The 15772-nt window shown below is 66.1% G+C and carries 16 protein-coding genes; 6 read left to right on the top strand and 10 right to left on the bottom strand.

Annotated features, from left to right (window positions below; translation table 11 throughout):
• The first annotated feature begins 400 nt into the window (after positions 1-400).
• Positions 401-697: a hypothetical protein gene (locus tag CVO77_RS17080; RefSeq protein ID WP_146130897.1), complete on the top strand. Its 297-nt coding sequence runs from the start codon at positions 401-403 to the stop codon at positions 695-697.
• A gap of 265 nt (positions 698-962) precedes the next feature.
• On the opposite strand, the gene CVO77_RS17075 is transcribed toward CVO77_RS17080, so the two are convergent.
• The 8 genes from CVO77_RS17075 to CVO77_RS17040 form a co-directional block, all read right to left on the bottom strand.
• Complete coding sequence (locus CVO77_RS17075) at positions 963-2870, bottom strand: ParB/RepB/Spo0J family partition protein (RefSeq protein ID WP_106000085.1); 1908 nt, start codon at positions 2868-2870, stop codon at positions 963-965.
• 83 nt (positions 2871-2953) lie between these two features.
• Positions 2954-3373: a DUF2958 domain-containing protein gene (locus CVO77_RS17070; RefSeq protein WP_106000084.1), complete on the bottom strand. Its 420-nt coding sequence runs from the start codon at positions 3371-3373 to the stop codon at positions 2954-2956.
• Positions 3370-4425 carry an ArdC family protein gene (locus tag CVO77_RS17065; RefSeq protein ID WP_242445993.1) on the bottom strand — a complete coding sequence of 352 codons (1056 nt, stop codon included), beginning with the start codon at positions 4423-4425 and terminating at the stop codon, positions 3370-3372. Before CVO77_RS17065 ends, CVO77_RS17070 begins: the two co-directional genes overlap by 4 nt.
• Before the next feature lie 774 nt (positions 4426-5199).
• On the bottom strand, positions 5200-5733 hold the full coding sequence (locus CVO77_RS17060; RefSeq protein ID WP_106000082.1) for a DsrE family protein: 534 nt from the start codon (positions 5731-5733) through the stop codon (positions 5200-5202).
• Positions 5730-6506: a substrate-binding domain-containing protein gene (locus CVO77_RS17055; RefSeq protein WP_158258113.1), complete on the bottom strand. Its 777-nt coding sequence runs from the start codon at positions 6504-6506 to the stop codon at positions 5730-5732. Before CVO77_RS17055 ends, CVO77_RS17060 begins: the two co-directional genes overlap by 4 nt.
• 94 nt (positions 6507-6600) lie before the next feature.
• Positions 6601-7407, bottom strand: a complete 807-nt coding sequence (locus CVO77_RS17050) for a TlpA disulfide reductase family protein (RefSeq protein ID WP_106000080.1) — start codon at positions 7405-7407, stop codon at positions 6601-6603.
• A gap of 291 nt (positions 7408-7698) precedes the next feature.
• Positions 7699-8010, bottom strand: coding sequence for an ArsR/SmtB family transcription factor (locus tag CVO77_RS17045; RefSeq protein WP_106000910.1), 312 nt, complete (start codon positions 8008-8010; stop codon positions 7699-7701).
• 395 nt (positions 8011-8405) lie between these two features.
• On the bottom strand, positions 8406-10745 hold the full coding sequence (locus CVO77_RS17040; RefSeq protein ID WP_106000079.1) for a TonB-dependent receptor: 2340 nt from the start codon (positions 10743-10745) through the stop codon (positions 8406-8408).
• Between CVO77_RS17040 and CVO77_RS17035 the strand changes: the two genes are divergently transcribed.
• Complete coding sequence (locus tag CVO77_RS17035; RefSeq protein ID WP_158258112.1) at positions 10738-11481, top strand: TetR/AcrR family transcriptional regulator; 744 nt, start codon at positions 10738-10740, stop codon at positions 11479-11481. The two genes, CVO77_RS17040 and CVO77_RS17035, sit on opposite strands and share 8 nt — an antisense overlap.
• A gap of 181 nt (positions 11482-11662) precedes the next feature.
• On the top strand, positions 11663-12853 hold the full coding sequence (locus tag CVO77_RS17030) for a glycoside hydrolase family 172 protein (protein ID WP_106000077.1): 1191 nt from the start codon (positions 11663-11665) through the stop codon (positions 12851-12853).
• Positions 12854-12871: 18 nt separating this feature from the next.
• Here the strand turns inward: CVO77_RS17030 and CVO77_RS17025 are convergent, their stop codons facing one another.
• Both CVO77_RS17025 and CVO77_RS17020 read right to left on the bottom strand, forming a co-directional pair.
• Positions 12872-13273: an ArsR/SmtB family transcription factor gene (locus CVO77_RS17025; protein ID WP_106000076.1), complete on the bottom strand. Its 402-nt coding sequence runs from the start codon at positions 13271-13273 to the stop codon at positions 12872-12874.
• Positions 13270-13899, bottom strand: a complete 630-nt coding sequence (locus tag CVO77_RS17020; RefSeq protein WP_106000075.1) for a peroxiredoxin — start codon at positions 13897-13899, stop codon at positions 13270-13272. The genes CVO77_RS17025 and CVO77_RS17020 overlap by 4 nt, the downstream gene beginning before the upstream one ends.
• A gap of 92 nt (positions 13900-13991) precedes the next feature.
• Between CVO77_RS17020 and CVO77_RS17015 the strand changes: the two genes are divergently transcribed.
• From CVO77_RS17015 to CVO77_RS17005, 3 genes are read left to right on the top strand one after another with little or no spacing between them, the layout of a single operon-like run.
• On the top strand, positions 13992-14921 hold the full coding sequence (locus CVO77_RS17015) for an MBL fold metallo-hydrolase (protein WP_106000074.1): 930 nt from the start codon (positions 13992-13994) through the stop codon (positions 14919-14921).
• On the top strand, positions 14918-15358 hold the full coding sequence (locus tag CVO77_RS17010; protein WP_106000073.1) for a YeeE/YedE family protein: 441 nt from the start codon (positions 14918-14920) through the stop codon (positions 15356-15358). Before CVO77_RS17015 ends, CVO77_RS17010 begins: the two co-directional genes overlap by 4 nt.
• Positions 15355-15765 carry a DUF6691 family protein gene (locus tag CVO77_RS17005; RefSeq protein WP_106000072.1) on the top strand — a complete coding sequence of 137 codons (411 nt, stop codon included), beginning with the start codon at positions 15355-15357 and terminating at the stop codon, positions 15763-15765. Before CVO77_RS17010 ends, CVO77_RS17005 begins: the two co-directional genes overlap by 4 nt.
• Positions 15766-15772 lie beyond the last annotated feature (7 nt).

Here is a 15772-nt window from a genome sequence, read left to right as displayed (position 1 = left end):
AATCGCCGCCGGGACCATCCCCGAAAGCGTGAGCAGAGGCAGGACGGACGCACAGGACCGGCGCGCACCCGCAGGGCCGCAGCGCAGCGGAGGACGGACGGGCATCGCGGCTTTTTGCTGCGCGAGGAGCCCGCGTCAGCGGGCGGGGAAAAAGGCGGGAATGCCCGCCGTTGCGCGCCGGGCCGCGTCCGGCCAGACCGCTCACTGGCGCCGGGATGGTCGCCGACGACTGGAGCGTGACGCACCGCAGCCCAAGAAGATTGAGCGGACACCGCAGCAAAAATGGTCTCGCCAGCATCGCGTTTTCGATGCAAGGACGGCCAATTCGGCAAGCCGGTCCGTGGGGGGCGCGGCTGGCCGGGACGCGGCCCTGGCCAAACGCCGGATCGCAGGGGGGACCGTGACCAAGGCATCCGCGCAGTTCGCGTTCGCAGCGCAAAGCCGCGATCTTGATGCGCTCGCGCAGCGCAGCGCCGCGCTGTGGGCGGGGCTGGCATTCGACCAGGAGGCGCTCGCGGCGCTCCGGCGCGACGGCCTCGATCCCGTCGGCCTTCGGCTGACCCGGCCGCATCCCTATTCCTACGACCTCGCGCTCGACTGGGCGGTCGCGGTCACGGCGCGCGGCGGTAGCAAAGCCGAAGCCGAAGCCTTGCTCGATCTTTTTCGCGTGTATTTCCTCCGGCGCCTCGGCGCCTGAGGCCGCCCGCCTGCCGCGCGCGACCCACGGCAGGCGGGCGATGCCCTCGCCCGTTTTTTCCGCTTCTTTTGCAAGTTCGTGCGATCCGCAGCCCGCGCAGCGGGCGCGCGGATCGCCCGGACAAAAACCATCGCGCCGCCCCGAGCCGCGCCAGCGGCGAGGGGCGGCGCGATGGGTGGTCCCCGCACAAGGGGCCGGGGATCGCCACCGCGGGAGGGAAGGGCGACCTCCGCCGCCCTTCCGTCCGCTTGCGCCGCGCGTCCGGTCAAGCCGCAAGCGGCGGCGCGACATCGACCTCGTGGCGGTCACCGGCTTCCGGGGCGGCAGCGCTATCGCCCGTATCGGCGGCGCAGCCGACCGCACCCTCGTCATCGCCGCGATCTTCGCCGGAATTGGCGCGGCGCGACGCGAAGGCGTCGGCCTCCGCTGCCGCCGCGCGCGCGGCGCGGGCGATCTCGGCTTCGATCTCCGCGCTGGCGCGGGCATCGGCCTCGACGCTCGCAACTCCACCGCGCGCCGTATAGGCGGCGGGCGGGAACGCCATCCATTTGGGCACCCATGCCGCAGCCTTCGCGCGCCCGTTGGCACCGTCCAGATGATCGGCGATGATCGATTTGAGCGCCTTCGCCTTTTCGTTCCGGTTGGCTTCGGCAACCGCCGCGCCCGCCACCTCGGCGACCATCGCGAGCACCACTTCGCGGTCGCGGAGCAGCGAAAAAAAGGCCGCATCGGCTTGCCAGTAACGGGTCATGTCGGTGCCGAGATGGTGGCCAATCGCCTCGACCGCCGCGCTGCCGACCTGCAACGTCTCGCCCATGACGATCGCGACGATTTCGAGAACGACGGCATCGGGCAGGTCGAGCAAGCGCGCAAAAACCGGGGCGAAATCCAGCTTGTCATGGCCCTTCCCGATCACCGTCGGCGCGTCGCCGCCGGGAACGAGAAGGTCGAGCACGGCGCGGCGATGCAGATCGAACGCGGTTTCGCCGGGGGCGCGCTCGGCGCTTGCTGCAATGTCGGGCTTGGGCGCTTTACGCGGTTCGAGATCGACGCGGTAATGGCCCGCGCCCGCGATGACATGCGCCGCCATCGCGCGCAGCGCAACGCCGCCGTGGCGGGCCAGATCGGCGCGCACCGCCGCATGGCGGTGAAGTCCGATATAGCTATTCATCGCGCCGGTCGCCTCGGGTCGCTTCGGCTTGGCGACAGGGGCCGACACGTCGTCGCCCCGCGCGCGCGCCTCGGCTTCCTTCGCGGTAAGATAGCCTTCATGAAAGCCGATCTCGCCGGTCGCGCGCACCTCGACATAAATGCGCCCGCCCTTGCGCTTGCCCGCATGAGCATAGTCCCAGGTCCGAAACCAGTCGCCGCGTTCGAGAATGATGACGTCGCTCCAGCCCGCCTCGATATAGCCGGCTTTGCGCGCCTCGATCTCGGCCATCTGGAGCGACCAGAATTGCTCGCTGTCGGCGAACAGATTCTGCTCGCCGAACAGGTCGGAAACGATCACCGCGCCCGACGCCGCGACATCGAACAGCGCATGGTCGGCGCAGATCGCGGTGCCGCCGAACAGCCAGCCCTTCAACTGGTGGCCGGTCGGGCAATAGGCTTGCGGGTCGTCGTGGAGCGCGAGCCACGCGGTCTGCTGGCTTTTCGAGGCAAGGGTGAGCTGCCGCACCGTCGCGGGGTCGATTTCGCCCGCGCGGTAGAGGGTGCGGATGCGCGGCAACAGCGCGCCGAGCGCGAGGATGCGCTTCACCGCCTTCACCTCGAAGGCGAATTTGTCGGCGATCTCCTCGATGCTGCGCCCGGTCTTGGCCAGCTTGACGAAGGCCTCCCACTGGCTGACCTCGTCTGGCGCGACGCGCTGGAGGTTTTCGATCATCGACGCTTCGAGGGCGTCGGCGTCGTCGCCATCGTCGAGGATCGCGCACGGCAGCGGGCGCGCCGCGCCGCCCTCGCGCACGATGCAGTTGGCGGCGGTGAAGCGCCGCCGCCCCGCGACGATTTCGAAGCGTCCGGGGTCGCAATTGGGACGGACAAGCAACGGCACGAGAATGCCGCGCGCCCGGATGCTCGGCAATATGTCCGATACATCGGGGTCGCGGCCCTTGCCGCGCATGTTGACATTGGCAATCGACAGCTTGTCGAGGTCGATAAAATCGAGTTTCATGGCACTGCTCCTTGTGAGCGCCGGTCCGTCGGGTTTTGCGATTGGGCGGACCGGCTTGATGACGGCGAAAACGCGCCGCCGCGTCAGCTGCCCTCGCCTTTCGGGTCGGGCAGAAGCTGGTCGATTGTCCGGCGCAGCAGCGCCTTTTCGGCAAGCTGGATCGATCCCAGACGCCGCGCCGTCTCGGTCCACATCGACAGCGGGGCGAGCGGATCGAAATATTCGTCGCGCTCGATGGCAAGACCGAACGGAAGCCGCACGGCGGCGATTTCAGCGCGCGAAAAACAGCCGAGTTCGGGGCAACCGAAACCGAGGTCGGCAAGGCCGAACAAAGTGTCGCCATCGGCGTCGATTTCGCTCGCCAGCCATGTCGCCGCGCCGATGGGGTTGAACAGCTTGACCACCGGCCACGGATCGAAGATTTCGTCGCGCGCGGCGTGGACGCGGCTCGCCAGCCCATTGGCGCGCAGCGCGAAACCGAGATCGTGAGGGATAAGGGTCATGCCGCCGCCCCCATGCCCTGCACGTCGCCGCGCCCTATGCGGGGCGTGGCCCCTGCGGGCACCGGCTGCCCCCCGGCGCTTTCCGGCGCAAAGGCGAGCAGATAGTCAGCGGCCTTGCTCGCAAGGCTCGCGGCGTGGAAAATCGCGCGCGTGTCGGCGCGCATGATCGCGAGCCACGCGCCGATGTAATCGGCATGGCGCACGGTCGGCCTGATACCCAGCGCAGCGCAGAGAAAGGCGCTCGCCAGTTCGGCGCATAATTCCTCGCGGCCATAGGCCTGACTGGCAAAACCGCCTTTCTGGTCGCGGTCCAGCCGCGAGGGGTGGCCGGTCCAATGGCCGAGTTCGTGCAAGGCGGTGCGATAATAGTCGATCTGGGCGGCGAAAGCCTGTTGCGGCGGCAGCGCGACAAAGTCGCCGCCGGGACTGTAATAGGCTTCATGGCCGCCGTTGCGGATGTCGGCGCCCGTCGCTGCGATCAGCGCCTCGGCGTGGGGAATGGTTTCGCGCGGCGGCAGCGGCGCGCCGGATAGGGTGCAGCGGTCGGGCAAATTCTCGCACTGCGCGACGTTGAACACGGTAAAGCGTTTGAGGAACGGCACCGATCCGTCGCCCGCCGCGCCGTTTCCGCCCCCGCCTTGTGCGCCGCTGCCACTGCCGCCGCCGCCGGAATGCGACGCCCCGCCGCCGCCGCCCGCCGCTGCGCCACCCCCGTTTGCAGCTTGCGGCGTAAAGCGCGCGGCGTAGAAGATGGTCGCGCCCTTCTCGCCTTTGCGGACTGCGCCGCCCGCCGCGAGGGCTTGGCGAAAGGTCAACCAGCCCTGCGCCGAAAAGCCCTGCCGCGCTGCCTCGGCCCACAGGATAAGGATATTGATCCCCGAATAGCTGCGGCGCGTGTCGGCATTTTGCGGCAATCCCGGCGCAAAAGTAGCGGCGTCCCAAGGCTGGACCCACGGGATGCGGCCCGCCTCGAGTTCGGCGACGATGCGGCCTGTCACCTCGTCGTAGAGCGATACGCGCGGCGCGGCGTCGTGCCGTGCGCCTTCGCTCACGGCGCGCGAGCGAGCGCGCACGGCTTTGCGCGCCGCAGGGCGCGCGCGCTCCGGCGGTGCGGATCCAAGCAAAGGGTTGGGGCTGGTAACCATCGGGGCGTCTCCTCCTGACCAAAATCCGCCGTGGCCGGCCCCGGACAGCGGGGCGGGCGGCGAACCCGCGGACAAGGGGACCGCCTGGCAAGGCCGGCCCGCACCCGCAGGGCCGCAACGAAGTGGAGGAGCCGGTCCTGAGCGAAGTCGAAGGACGGCTTGCGGGACGGCCGGGCGGTCCCATGGCCGTGCGCCGCCCGCACCGATGTCCGAGGTGCCGGCCCACAAAAGCGCCGCCGCGCGGGAACCCGCGCGGCGTCATCAGCGGATACTCGGCCGAACTGTTCTTCCAGTCAGAGCTTTCAACATCGATCGTCGGGGTCAGGCGTCAACGTCGCTTACGTCTTGCAGGTCATCAGGCGCGCCCGAAGGGCGAGAAAAGCGGCGCCCTTGGCGAGCCGCAGGCGCGGCGGCGTGCGCGCGGGTGGGCCGGGTCGGCCATAGCGGCGCGATGGCCTGAACGGCGCGAAGCGCTGTTTACCCGGCGCAGCCGTTAGCCGCCGCCGCGTCAAGAGACGTTCGCCAAGCGCGCCTGCGCGGCTCGGAGAGAAAGCGTGCGACCTCTGGCGGCGCCTGTCGCCGCCAGTGTGCGCTCATTTTTCGGCCGCGCTCATTAAGTTCAGCCTCACGGCATTGGGCGCCGGGCAGGCGTCATCGGCCGTTGCTGCCGCTTCACCGACTTCAATCGGGGATGAACGCCCATCCCTTCATCTGATATTTTGTCAGCGTCGTCATCGCGGACAAATCGACCGTGATCGCGGGGTTCAACGCATCACGCGGTATTTTATGGCCGGTCAGCGCCTGGCCGCAGACATGCACTTCCACCCCTTCGCGCTCGAGCGCGGCGATCAGTTCGATATTGGGGTTCGGAACCGCGAATTTGGCACGGTAGGCCGCCTCGTTGAGTACGAGCGGGGTCGCGGGTCCGTGAATGATGACGATCAGATCGCCCGGCGCCGCGCGAACGCCTACCGACCCCAGCAAATTGAGGTACCGCGCGACCTTGTCGAGGCCAGGGTTTACCGCGTCGGGGGTCGCAGCGGCCTTGGCGATGTTGAAGACGGCGCGCGGCGGCGTCGCCGCGTCGGGCGCGTTTGCCGCGCCGGGCAGCGGGGTGATGGCACCGTAGCCGGCGATGACAGGATGGGCCGCATCCTGCGCCGATACTGGAACCGCGGTCGCAAGCGATGCCGCGACGATCAGCAATTTCATCATTGGACTCTCTCCTTCATATTCTCGGCCGACGGTGCGCGCCAGCCATGCCTGGTGAAGATGGACTGTGCGTCGGGGCCAGCGAGCCATGTCGCGAAACGCTGAACCTCGGACGATTTGAGGCTTGTGGCGACTGGCGCGATCGCCATCGAGCGATAGATCAGGACATCGGGTTCGATCGCTACCGCATCGGCAATATCGGCATTTTCAAGCTGCCAGATGTTCCAGATAATCCAGGCGTCGATCGCAGGATCTTCGATCCAGGCCTTGCGCGCCTCGGCGCTGTTGGGGGCAAAAATCTTGATATGACCGCGCAGTTTGCGAAGAAAATCGATGCCGCCGGCCCGGCTCGCCAAATCTTCCCAAAGCCCGTCCTGCCCGGCTCCCTCGACCACCATCAAGGTTAGATCGCCGCGCGCAAGGTCGCGAAAACCCGAAATGGCCATCGGATTGCCCTTGCGGACGAGAATGGCCGCCGGGCGATCATAAAGCGGAGCGACATCGGACTGGCGCAGCTTGCCGTCCATCAGCCGGACGAACTCGGTCATCATGCGATCGGAGCCGCTGAACACAAGGTCGGCATCCTGCCGCGCGCGGTCGATCCAGGTCGGCGTAGGTCCGGCGACCACTTCGACCGCGATCCCGGTTTCCTTTTCGAATGCCAGCGCCGCCGCACGCATCGCAGGCGCCGGGCCGCCGGGGCCATAAATATGCAGCTGCGCCGCCGCGGGCGGGGCAAAGGCGAAGATCAGCAGCGCGACAAGCCATCGGATCACGCCGTTTCTCCCCGACGGTGCCAAGGTCGCGACCGCGTCGCACAAGCCGGAGACGCCGCCGCCGCGCCTGCGACCGCCGGGATAGCTTGATCGTTCATTTCCTTGTCCTTTCGAGCTTGCGGATTCCGTCGGTGAGTGCCGCACGCGATATTTCGCCGACATGGACGTCGCGGACCAGGCCTTGCGCGTCGACGAACAGGGTCGTCGGCATGGCGCCTGAACCCGCCGCCTGCGTGAACGTCGATCCCGGATCGAGCCGGACCGCATCGGCGGGCAGGCGTTCGCGGCGCAGGAAGTCACTCACCTCGACGTCGCTTTCGCCCTGGTTGACCAGCAGTACGGGAATCGCCGACGACCGTGCGACATCGACCACCATCGGCATCTCGCGCCGACACGGCGGACACCAGGTCGCCCATAAATTGACGACAAAGGGCCGGCCGCGCAAACCCTCGATCGGAACCGGCGTGCCGTCGACCTGCATGACGGTCAGCCCCGGCGTCAGCGGTCGCGGTTCCGGCGCCAGCCAGGCGAGCGAGGCCAGATAGACCAACGACAGCCCGCCCAGCGTCGCCAGCATGATCGCGCCGGCGCGGCTCCGCCCGAGCAGAACGAGGAGAGTCAGGGCGGCGACGATGATCCCGGCCAAAGCCGAGAAGCCGCCCTGCCAGACCGCAAGAATCGTCGACGGCGCGACGCGAAAGGCCTCGAAATTCTGCACGACGAAACCGGCTCGGGCCGCCAGCAAACCTATGGCGAGCGCCCACCACCCTGCCCGCGATGCGCGCGGGTCGATCCGCGCGGCGACCCGACCCGCGACCGCGACAAACAGCCAGATCGACGCGACCGCAATCAGGCGATCGGTCGCGATCGCCAGCGGCCCAAGATGTAGAATCGGATCCATCGCGCCTTATAGGTTTCCGCACAATCGGGTCTGACAATAGCATTGTTGCCATCGTCGTCTTCCGCCCTGGGTAGGTCATTATATTAGAATTACCTAATTAAAGATAGCCAGACTGAATGGCCAATTGGCGCACGACGAATTGAAACCGCGCGCGCCCGAGGCAAGCCCAGAGGCGCCTTCGACCCGACAAGCCGTGCCGCCGCCTCCACAATGCGATCCCTGCCGGCACCTCGGACCGACCTACGCGCGCTCCACGCAGCTCCAAACGACAGTCTCGAGGTCTCGGCGCCGTCACGACAGGTCGTGGCAGGCTTTGCAGAGCGCATTGATGATCCTCCGCATTTTGGGATCCGCCAGACTATAAAAACGGGTCTGCGCTTCACCGCGCGCCGACACGATCGCCTGATCGCGAAAACGCGCCAGATGCTGCGAGACCGCCGACTGGGACAATCCGCTGATCTCGGTAAGCTCGCTCACCGACACCTCGCGCTCGTCCATCTGACAGAGCATGAGCAGCCGTTCCGGGTGCGAGAGCAGTTTCAGATATTCGGCCATCTCGCGGGCGTTGCGTTTCAGGATCGACAGATCGGTGGGCTTGTTCATCAAGAGCTGTTCCTTCGCGGCCATCGTCGCGCGCGACGACGTAGCTTGCGGAGATTACCAGCACCCTCGACAGTGTCGAGGAAACAGCACCCAAAAGTGGCAATATCGAAAACCGCCCGAAATTCGGGTCCGACCGGCAAAAAGGGGGTTCCGGCATCGTCGCGGCAAGGAGGTTGGGCGCGACGACGCCGGAACCCTAACGATCAGCCTGTAACGGCTGTCGACAGCATCGCTTGGCCCTGTGAGTGCGGGATATATTGCGAGGCCTCCCCAGCACCTCGCAAACATCCAGGGCGGCAATGCCGATCAGTCAAGGTCGATCGGATTATGCGACAGGGCGTCCGCCGCGAACGCGCGGCCATTCCTGCCGCAAAGGTAGGGACAAGGCGCGAAGATCACCGGAACTTCAACCCGACGGTCATATAGACTTGCCGCGGATTGCCGTAGAAAGCGGTGAGGACGCCTTCGGCTCCGAGGGTCGAGTTCAGCCCCGGCTGCCCGTTGGCGAGGACGAAGTCGCCCGTGTCTGGGTTCTGACGGAGGAAATTATAGCCCGACGTGATGTAGCGCTTGTCGGTGAGATTGCGGCCATGCAGCCCGAGCGACCAGCGATCGTCATCCGATCGCCAGATCAGGCTGGCATCCCACAGCGCAAAGCCCGCCTGGTCGAGGCCGGGAATGCGCAGCTCGAATTGCTGGGTTTTGCTGCGGTAGGACAGGGTCGTGTTAAATCCGAGCGTTCCCGGTCCCACCGGCAGACTATAGTCGAGCGTGCCGCTCAGCGTCCATTCGGGGGTATTCTGGATCTTGCGCCGGTCGGCGACGTCGATGCCGCGGGCATCGATGAAGCGCAGATAATCGGCGTTGATATAGCCGAGCGATCCGGAGACGGCCAGCCGGTCGCCCGCCGCGCCGACGTCGCGGCCGAGCGTCCAGCGTCCTTCGAGTTCGACGCCCTGAAAGCGCGCCTTGCCGGCGTTGGTCGTGATTCCGATAAAGGTCGGAACACCGCCGACGACGGTCCCGATCGAACCGGGCACCTGAACGTCGCGATAATCGGCATGGAACAGCGCCAGCCCGATCGATCCCTGGCCGCCAGCGAGCGACGCCTTGTAGCCGGCTTCATAGCTGTTCACGGTTTCCGGGTCGAAGCCCATGAAATCGAACAGTTCGGCGGGCGAACAGGCAGCGCCCTGGGGATTGCGACAGGCGGTGGTGACGCCGCGCGGATCGAAACCGCCGCCTTTGAAGCCGGCCGAATAGGACAGGTAGAGGGTGTGATCGCGCGCCGGATGATAGCTGAGCGTTGCCTTGGGGGTGAATTTCCGGAAGGTCCGCTGACCTTCGAAATCGGATTGGGTCAGCGCCAGGACGCCGGTCCCGCCGAAGAAAGGCGAGCCGCCGCCGCCCACATAGACGCCGCGATTGATATCCGAGACGCGCTTGTCCCAGGTATAGCGACCGCCGACCGAAAGGCTGAGCTGCTCGGAAAAATCATAGGAGAGTTCGCCGAACACGGCATAGGTCTTGGTATCGACGCCGCCGAAGGTGAAAGCCGCGAGCCCGCCCGGCAAGCGAACATCGAACGCCGTGACGGCGCGCGCATCGAGATAATAGGCGCCGAGCAGCGCGTCCAATCCGTCCGCGCTGTAAAGGAACTGCAATTCCTGGGAGAATTGCCGGTTCCGGTAAACGCCCGGGACATCGGCATCGACCGCCGGCAGCGCGTCGAAATCGATCGGCCCGCGGGTGCGGTCGCGGCGGAAGGCAGTGATGTTGCGCAGCGTGATCGCGTCGCTGGGCTCATATTCGGCATAGAGGCTCACACCCCAGGCGCGAATATCCTGTTCGGGAAAGTTGAGTGCCCCCCGCGTGTCGAAGACGTCGCTTAGGACCGGCGTCCCCGAAACCAGGCCGGGGATCAAGCGATGCCCGCCCCGCGGCGCGCTCTGGTCATGGGTGTAGTCGCCCTGGAGGCGCAGGAAGAAATTGCTTTCGTTGTTGATTTCGGCGCTGGCGCGGCCTGCCCAGATATCGCGGTTATAATTGTCGAGGCCGGTGGTCAGATTGCGGCCGAAACCATCGCGCGACAGCCGTGCCCCCGAGGCGCCGACCCGCAAGGTTCCATCGCCCACCGGCAATCCCGCCGACAGGATGAGATCGGCATGCTCGTCGGTGCCGATAGTGCCGCGCGCATTGAATTCGGGCTCGGCGCCGATGCGCCGGGTGACATATTTGATCGCGCCGCCGATGGTGTTGCGGCCGTAGAGCGTGCCCTGCGGTCCGCGCAGCACCTCGATGCGTTCGACATTGTAGATGTCGAGCAGCGCCGCCTGCGGGCGCGCGAGATAGACATCGTCGAGATAGATGCCGACGCCGGGTTCGAAACCCCCGACCGGATCCTGCTGCCCGACCCCGCGGATAAACGCGGTCAGCGTCGAATTGGTGGCGCGCGAAGCCTCGATCGTCACATTGGGCGTGGTGTCGCCGATATCGGTGATGTCGAGCGCCCCCGACGCTTCCAGCTGCTCGCCCGAGTAGGCGGTCACCGCGATCGGGACATCGACGAGGCTTTCGGCGCGGCGCCGCGCCGTCACCACGATTTCGCCCTCGCCTTGCGCTGCCGCCGCACCGGAAGCGCTGCCGCTGCCTTCCTGCGCGAACACCGGCGTGCATGCGACAATCGCTGCGATGGCACCGCCCCAGCGGAGCGACGATCCGAAAGCCTTGGCCATAAATCCTCCCCAATCGTCCGGCCGTCTCGCCGAATCTAACAAATTTTGCGCCCCAGCTATCCTATGTGATATTTTTTCCGTCAAGTTTAAAAATACGGTGCCGTATCTGTTGACGGCAGGAAGCGTGCTGCCGATAAGCCTTGGCATGGACGAAGAAGCCTCCCCGCGGCGGCGCCGCAAACGGTCGAGCCGCATAGACGCCTCGGTGTGGCTCGAGGCAGCGCTCCAGCAATTGGCAGACGGCGGCATCGACCAGGTGCGGATCGAACCGCTGGCCGCGCAGCTCGGTATCACCAAAGGCGCCTTCTACAAGCGCTACGCCAATCGCGATGAATTGCTTGCGGCGATGCTCGACTATTGGTTCGAGGAATCGACCGCATCGGTCATCGCCACCTATGCCGATGTCGACGAACCGCCGCCCGAGCGGCTCGAGCGTATCCTGCTGACGCCATTTCGCCGCGCCGATTTTCGCGAGCGCGCACGGATGGAAATGGCCATCCGGCTCTGGGCGCATCATGACATTCGCGCGGCCGAGACAATGCGGCGGGTCGATGCGCAACGGCTGCGCTATATGGAACAGGTGCTGCGCGGCAATGGATTCGAAGCGAAAGACGCCGCCAGCCGCGCCTTCCTGATCTACGCCTATATTCTTACCGAAGGGACGATGTCGGATGCGCCGCGCGATGGCCTGCGCGACCGTTGCCGTGCACTGCTGCGCTCGCCCCAGCCCGATTAAGGCTTGCCCGTTTCGGATCGCTCGCTATTTCGATTTCCAATCGGATATTGAAATAGCGAGCGATCGGGATGGAACGGCGCGATCCTTTGGCCGATGGGACGCTGCCACATGCGGTGCCGTCATGAGAAGCGCCAAGGCTCGCAGTTAGCCAGCGCGTCGGGGAGGCAGCGAATTGCACGTCATGGATCCAAGCCTGATCGATGTCGGGATCGATAGCCGTTCGGCGAGTTTCGAGAATCCGACCGGCGCGCGCGGCGCGGGCGGCGCGGCCGCGGGAGGCCGGAAAGGAGCCGCCTGGCGGGTAATCCGTCCGGGCGAACGCGTCGCGCTGGCCGACGTCAGTGGCAGCGGCACGATCCGTCATATCTGGATGACGAGCGATGCCTGGTCGCCCGCGGTGATGCGCGCGCTGCGCCTCGAGGTCCATTACGATGGCCGCGACGCGCCGAGCATATCGGTGCCCCTTCTCGACTTTTTCGGCCAGCCGCATGGCCGCATCAACGAATTCTACTCGGCGCTGCTGTCCACCCACGAAGGCCGCGGGCTCAATGCCTATTTCCCGATGCCGTTTCGCGACGCGATCAGGATCGCGCTGGTCAACGAGTCCGGACGCCATATCCGTCTCTTCTACCAGATCGACTATACGCTCGAACCGCGCGAGCGCGTTCCCGCAAGCTATCTGCACGCGACGTTCAGACGCGACAATCCGACCCGGCTACGCGAAGATTTCGTGATCCTCGACGGACTGAAGGGTCCCGGCCGCTTTCTCGGCTGTTCGGTCGGCATCCGCGTCGTCGACACCGGAAGCTGGTATGGCGAGGGCGAAGTCAAAATCTATCGCGACGGCGATCGCGACCTGCCGACGATCTGCGGTACCGGGCTGGAAGATTATGTCGGCACCGCCTGGGGCATGGCAACGCATCATGCCCCTTACGCGGGCGCACCGCTGGTCATGCCCGATCCTGGCGACGCGAAGCCCGACGATTACAAGCCCGACCTTGTCAGCTTCTACCGCTGGCACCTGCCCGATCCGGTCATGTTCGCCCACGAGATCAAGGTCACGATCCAGCAAATCGGCATGGCGATCTTCAACGCCGACGAGGCCGAAGCGATGGCCCGTTACCGGGAAGAGCATCCGGCCGCCGGGTCCGGTTGGGCAACGGTCGCTGGCACAAGTTTCAGCGTCGTCGAGCGCCGCGACGATTATTGCGCCACGGCCTTTGCCTATTGTTCGCAGCCACAGGCCGTCCCCCGCTACGATCTCGATGCGGCGGTCGCCGATCTCGGCGAATTCGCTTATGAGAAGGTCCGCGAACTGACCGACGACCAGCGCGAACTTCTCAATCGATCCTTGCTAAACGCGCCAGGCTGAGCGGCAAATGATCGCCGGTCAGCCGATCTTGGCGAAAGCTGCGACGCCAGTGCCGGCGGACACCCGCCTCGCCGACGGCGTTTCGGATCCCAGCGCCGCGGCGAGCAATTCTCCGGTCGTCGCGGCCCCGGCGAAAATGGCTTCCATGCTGCGGACGCACAATCCGACGCCCTCGTCCGCCAGATCATAATGCACCTGCTTCGCCGCGCGCCGCGTGACGACCATGTCGGCGCGGCGCAATTCGGCGAGCTGCTGGCTGAGCGCCGGCTGCCCGATGCCGGTCGCCGCTTCGATTTCGCCGACGGTGCGACCGCCGCGCAGCAGGCAGGAGAGGATCATCAGCCGCTGCGGCTGGGCATAGACGCGCAGCTTTTCGACCGCCTTGTCGGCCAGCGCGCGGTCTTCGTAAATCGCGGTCATGACGCCTCGACGGTGCGGCAGAACCAGCCAAGGTCGCCGCCTTCCATCATCCGCTCGGGCGGCGGGGCGAGCAGCGGCTGGCCCGGCTGCCAGCCTTCGGGGGCCAAGACGTCACCTTCGGCGGTGCGCTGGAGCGCTGCAACCGTGCGCAATATCTCGTCGATCGAGCGGCCGACCGTGTGCGGATAGACATTGATCGCGCGAACCATGCCCTCAGGGTCGATGATATAGGTCGCGCGCACCGCCGAGCTGTCCTGCGCCGCCGCATCGATCATGCCATAGGCGCGGCCGACCGCCATGCTTGGATCTTCGATGATCGGGAATTCGATCGCGACGCCGAACTGCGCCTCGATCGCGCGCACCCAGGCGAGATGCGAATAGAGGCTGTCGACCGATAGGCCGAGCAGGGCGCAATCGAGCGCATCGAAGTCGGCCTGCCGCTTGGCGAAAGCGATGAACTCGGTCGTGCAGACCGGCGTGAAATCGGCCGGGTGCGAGAAGAACACCAGCCACCGCCCGCGATAGTCGGCGAGCTTCACCGGCCCCTTGGTCGAGCGCGCGCTGAAGGATGGCGCGGTCTCGCCGATGCGCAGCGGCCGTTCGCCGGTATCGATCACTTCACTCATAGCCACAGTCTTTCATCCGCAAATCCATGCCGCCGTCACAGGCTTGACGCAAACATTCTATTAGATTACATGATTTATGTAAATATGAATTTATGGAGGCGAGAGTGACCGATTCGACCATTGCCCACGCCAGCGCCCAAGTGATCGCGGCCCGGGCGAAACCGGCGGCGATCAAGGCCTTCTTCGACGATGCGACCAATACGGTGTCCTATGTCGTCCACGATCCCGCGACCAAGCGCGCCGCGATCATCGACAGCGTGCTCGATTATGATCCGGCGGCGGGGCGCACGAGCTTTGCCTCGGCCGACAAGATCATCGCCTTCGTCAAGGAGCATGACCTTGCCATCGACTGGCTGCTGGAAACGCACGCCCACGCCGACCATCTGTCGGCGGCGCCGCATCTCCAGGAAAAGCTTGGCGGCAAGATTGCGATCGGCGAGCATATCGTCACCGTGCAGAACAGCTTCGGCAAACTGTTCAACGCGGGAAGCGACTTTCAGCGCGATGGGTCCGACTTCGATCATTTGTGGAAAGACGGCGACCGTTTCCAGATCGGCGAGATCGAGGTCACGGTGCTGCACGTCCCCGGCCACACCCCCGCCGACAACGCCTACGTGATCGGCGACGCGGTGTTCGTCGGCGATACGATGTTCATGCCCGACTATGGCACCGCGCGCGCCGATTTCCCCGGCGGCGACGCGCGCCAGCTCTTCCAGTCGCTGCGCCGTATCCTCGAGCTGCCGCCCGAAACGCGATTGTTCATGTGCCACGACTATCTGCCCGAGGGCCGCGACAATTATATCTGGGAAACGACGGTCGCCGACGAACGCGCCCACAATGTCCATGCCCATGATGGCGTGACCGAAGACGAGTTCGTCGCGATGCGCGAGGCGCGCGACATCGCGCTGTCGATGCCGCGACTGATCATGCCGTCGATCCAGGTCAATATGCGCGCCGGGCACATGCCCGCACCCGAGGAAAACGGCATTCGCTACCTCAAGATCCCCGTGAACGCGGTATGATTGCGGCCTTTCCGCACGCGATGCCGGTCGAGGGCCTGCTTGGCGGTTTGCTCATCGGTCTCAGCGCCGCGATCTTGCTGCTCGGCAATGGCCGGATCGCCGGGGTCAGCGGTCTTGCCGCGCGCGCGACCGGGCTCGGAACCGGCAGCGCGCCGCGCGGCATGGCCGCCGCCTTCATCATCGGCCTGCCACTGGGTGCCGCTGTGATGGCCTTGCTGCTTGGCGGCGTCGAAATCCGTTACCCCGCATCGATCTGGCCGATCGCCCTTGGCGGGCTGCTCGTCGGCTATGGCACCCGGCTTGGCTCGGGCTGCACCAGCGGCCACGGCGTCTGCGGCATGTCGCGGCTGTCGCTGCGCTCGATCACCGCGACATTGCTGTTCATGGCGAGCGGTATCGCAACCGTCGCGCTGATGCGCGCGGGCGGCCTGCTGTGAAGCGCCTGCTTGCGGCGCTGGCGGCGGGCGCGATATTCGGTGCCGGGCTCGCGCTGTCGGGCATGGCCGACCCCCAGCGCGTCCGTGCGTTCCTCGACCTGTTCGGCGCGTGGGATCCGACGCTGGCGTTCGTCATGGGCGGCGCGCTTATTCCGATGGCGATCGCCTGGGCGATCCAGCGCCGTATGGCGAACCCGATCCTCGCCGATGCGTTCGATCTTCCCCCCACCCGCGGGATCGATGGTCCGCTGGCCGTGGGCGCGGTGATCTTCGGGATCGGTTGGGGGATCAGCGGCCTTTGCCCCGGTCCTGCGATTGCCGGGCTCGCGCTCGCCCCCAGCCAGGCCATCGTTGCGGTCGCCGCCATGGGCGCAGGCATGATCCTGCACCGCCTCACCAGCCGCTGACCACACG

It is taken from the genome of Sphingopyxis lindanitolerans, assembly GCF_002993885.1.
GTDB lineage: Bacteria > Pseudomonadota > Alphaproteobacteria > Sphingomonadales > Sphingomonadaceae > Sphingopyxis > Sphingopyxis lindanitolerans.
Note: the sequence above shows the minus strand (reverse complement) of the source record. Positions and strands in the feature narration are given on the sequence as shown.

Bases quoted from the DNA above. Each gene is read 5' to 3' on its own strand.
- CVO77_RS17030 (WP_106000077.1), top strand. From the start codon at position 11,663: ATGGATCCAAGCCTGATCGATGTCGGGATCGATAGCCGTTCGGCGAGT.
- CVO77_RS17050 (WP_106000080.1), bottom strand. From the start codon at position 7,407: ATGGATCCGATTCTACATCTTGGGCCGCTGGCGATCGCGACCGATCGC.
- CVO77_RS17070 (WP_106000084.1), bottom strand. From the start codon at position 3,373: ATGACCCTTATCCCTCACGATCTCGGTTTCGCGCTGCGCGCCAATGGG.
- CVO77_RS17075 (WP_106000085.1), bottom strand. From the start codon at position 2,870: ATGAAACTCGATTTTATCGACCTCGACAAGCTGTCGATTGCCAATGTC.
- CVO77_RS17010 (WP_106000073.1), top strand. From the start codon at position 14,918: ATGATTGCGGCCTTTCCGCACGCGATGCCGGTCGAGGGCCTGCTTGGC.
- CVO77_RS17020 (WP_106000075.1), bottom strand. From the start codon at position 13,899: ATGAGTGAAGTGATCGATACCGGCGAACGGCCGCTGCGCATCGGCGAG.
- CVO77_RS17025 (WP_106000076.1), bottom strand. From the start codon at position 13,273: ATGACCGCGATTTACGAAGACCGCGCGCTGGCCGACAAGGCGGTCGAA.
- CVO77_RS17040 (WP_106000079.1), bottom strand. From the start codon at position 10,745: ATGGCCAAGGCTTTCGGATCGTCGCTCCGCTGGGGCGGTGCCATCGCA.
- CVO77_RS17060 (WP_106000082.1), bottom strand. From the start codon at position 5,733: ATGATGAAATTGCTGATCGTCGCGGCATCGCTTGCGACCGCGGTTCCA.
- CVO77_RS17045 (WP_106000910.1), bottom strand. From the start codon at position 8,010: ATGAACAAGCCCACCGATCTGTCGATCCTGAAACGCAACGCCCGCGAG.
- CVO77_RS17015 (WP_106000074.1), top strand. From the start codon at position 13,992: ATGGAGGCGAGAGTGACCGATTCGACCATTGCCCACGCCAGCGCCCAA.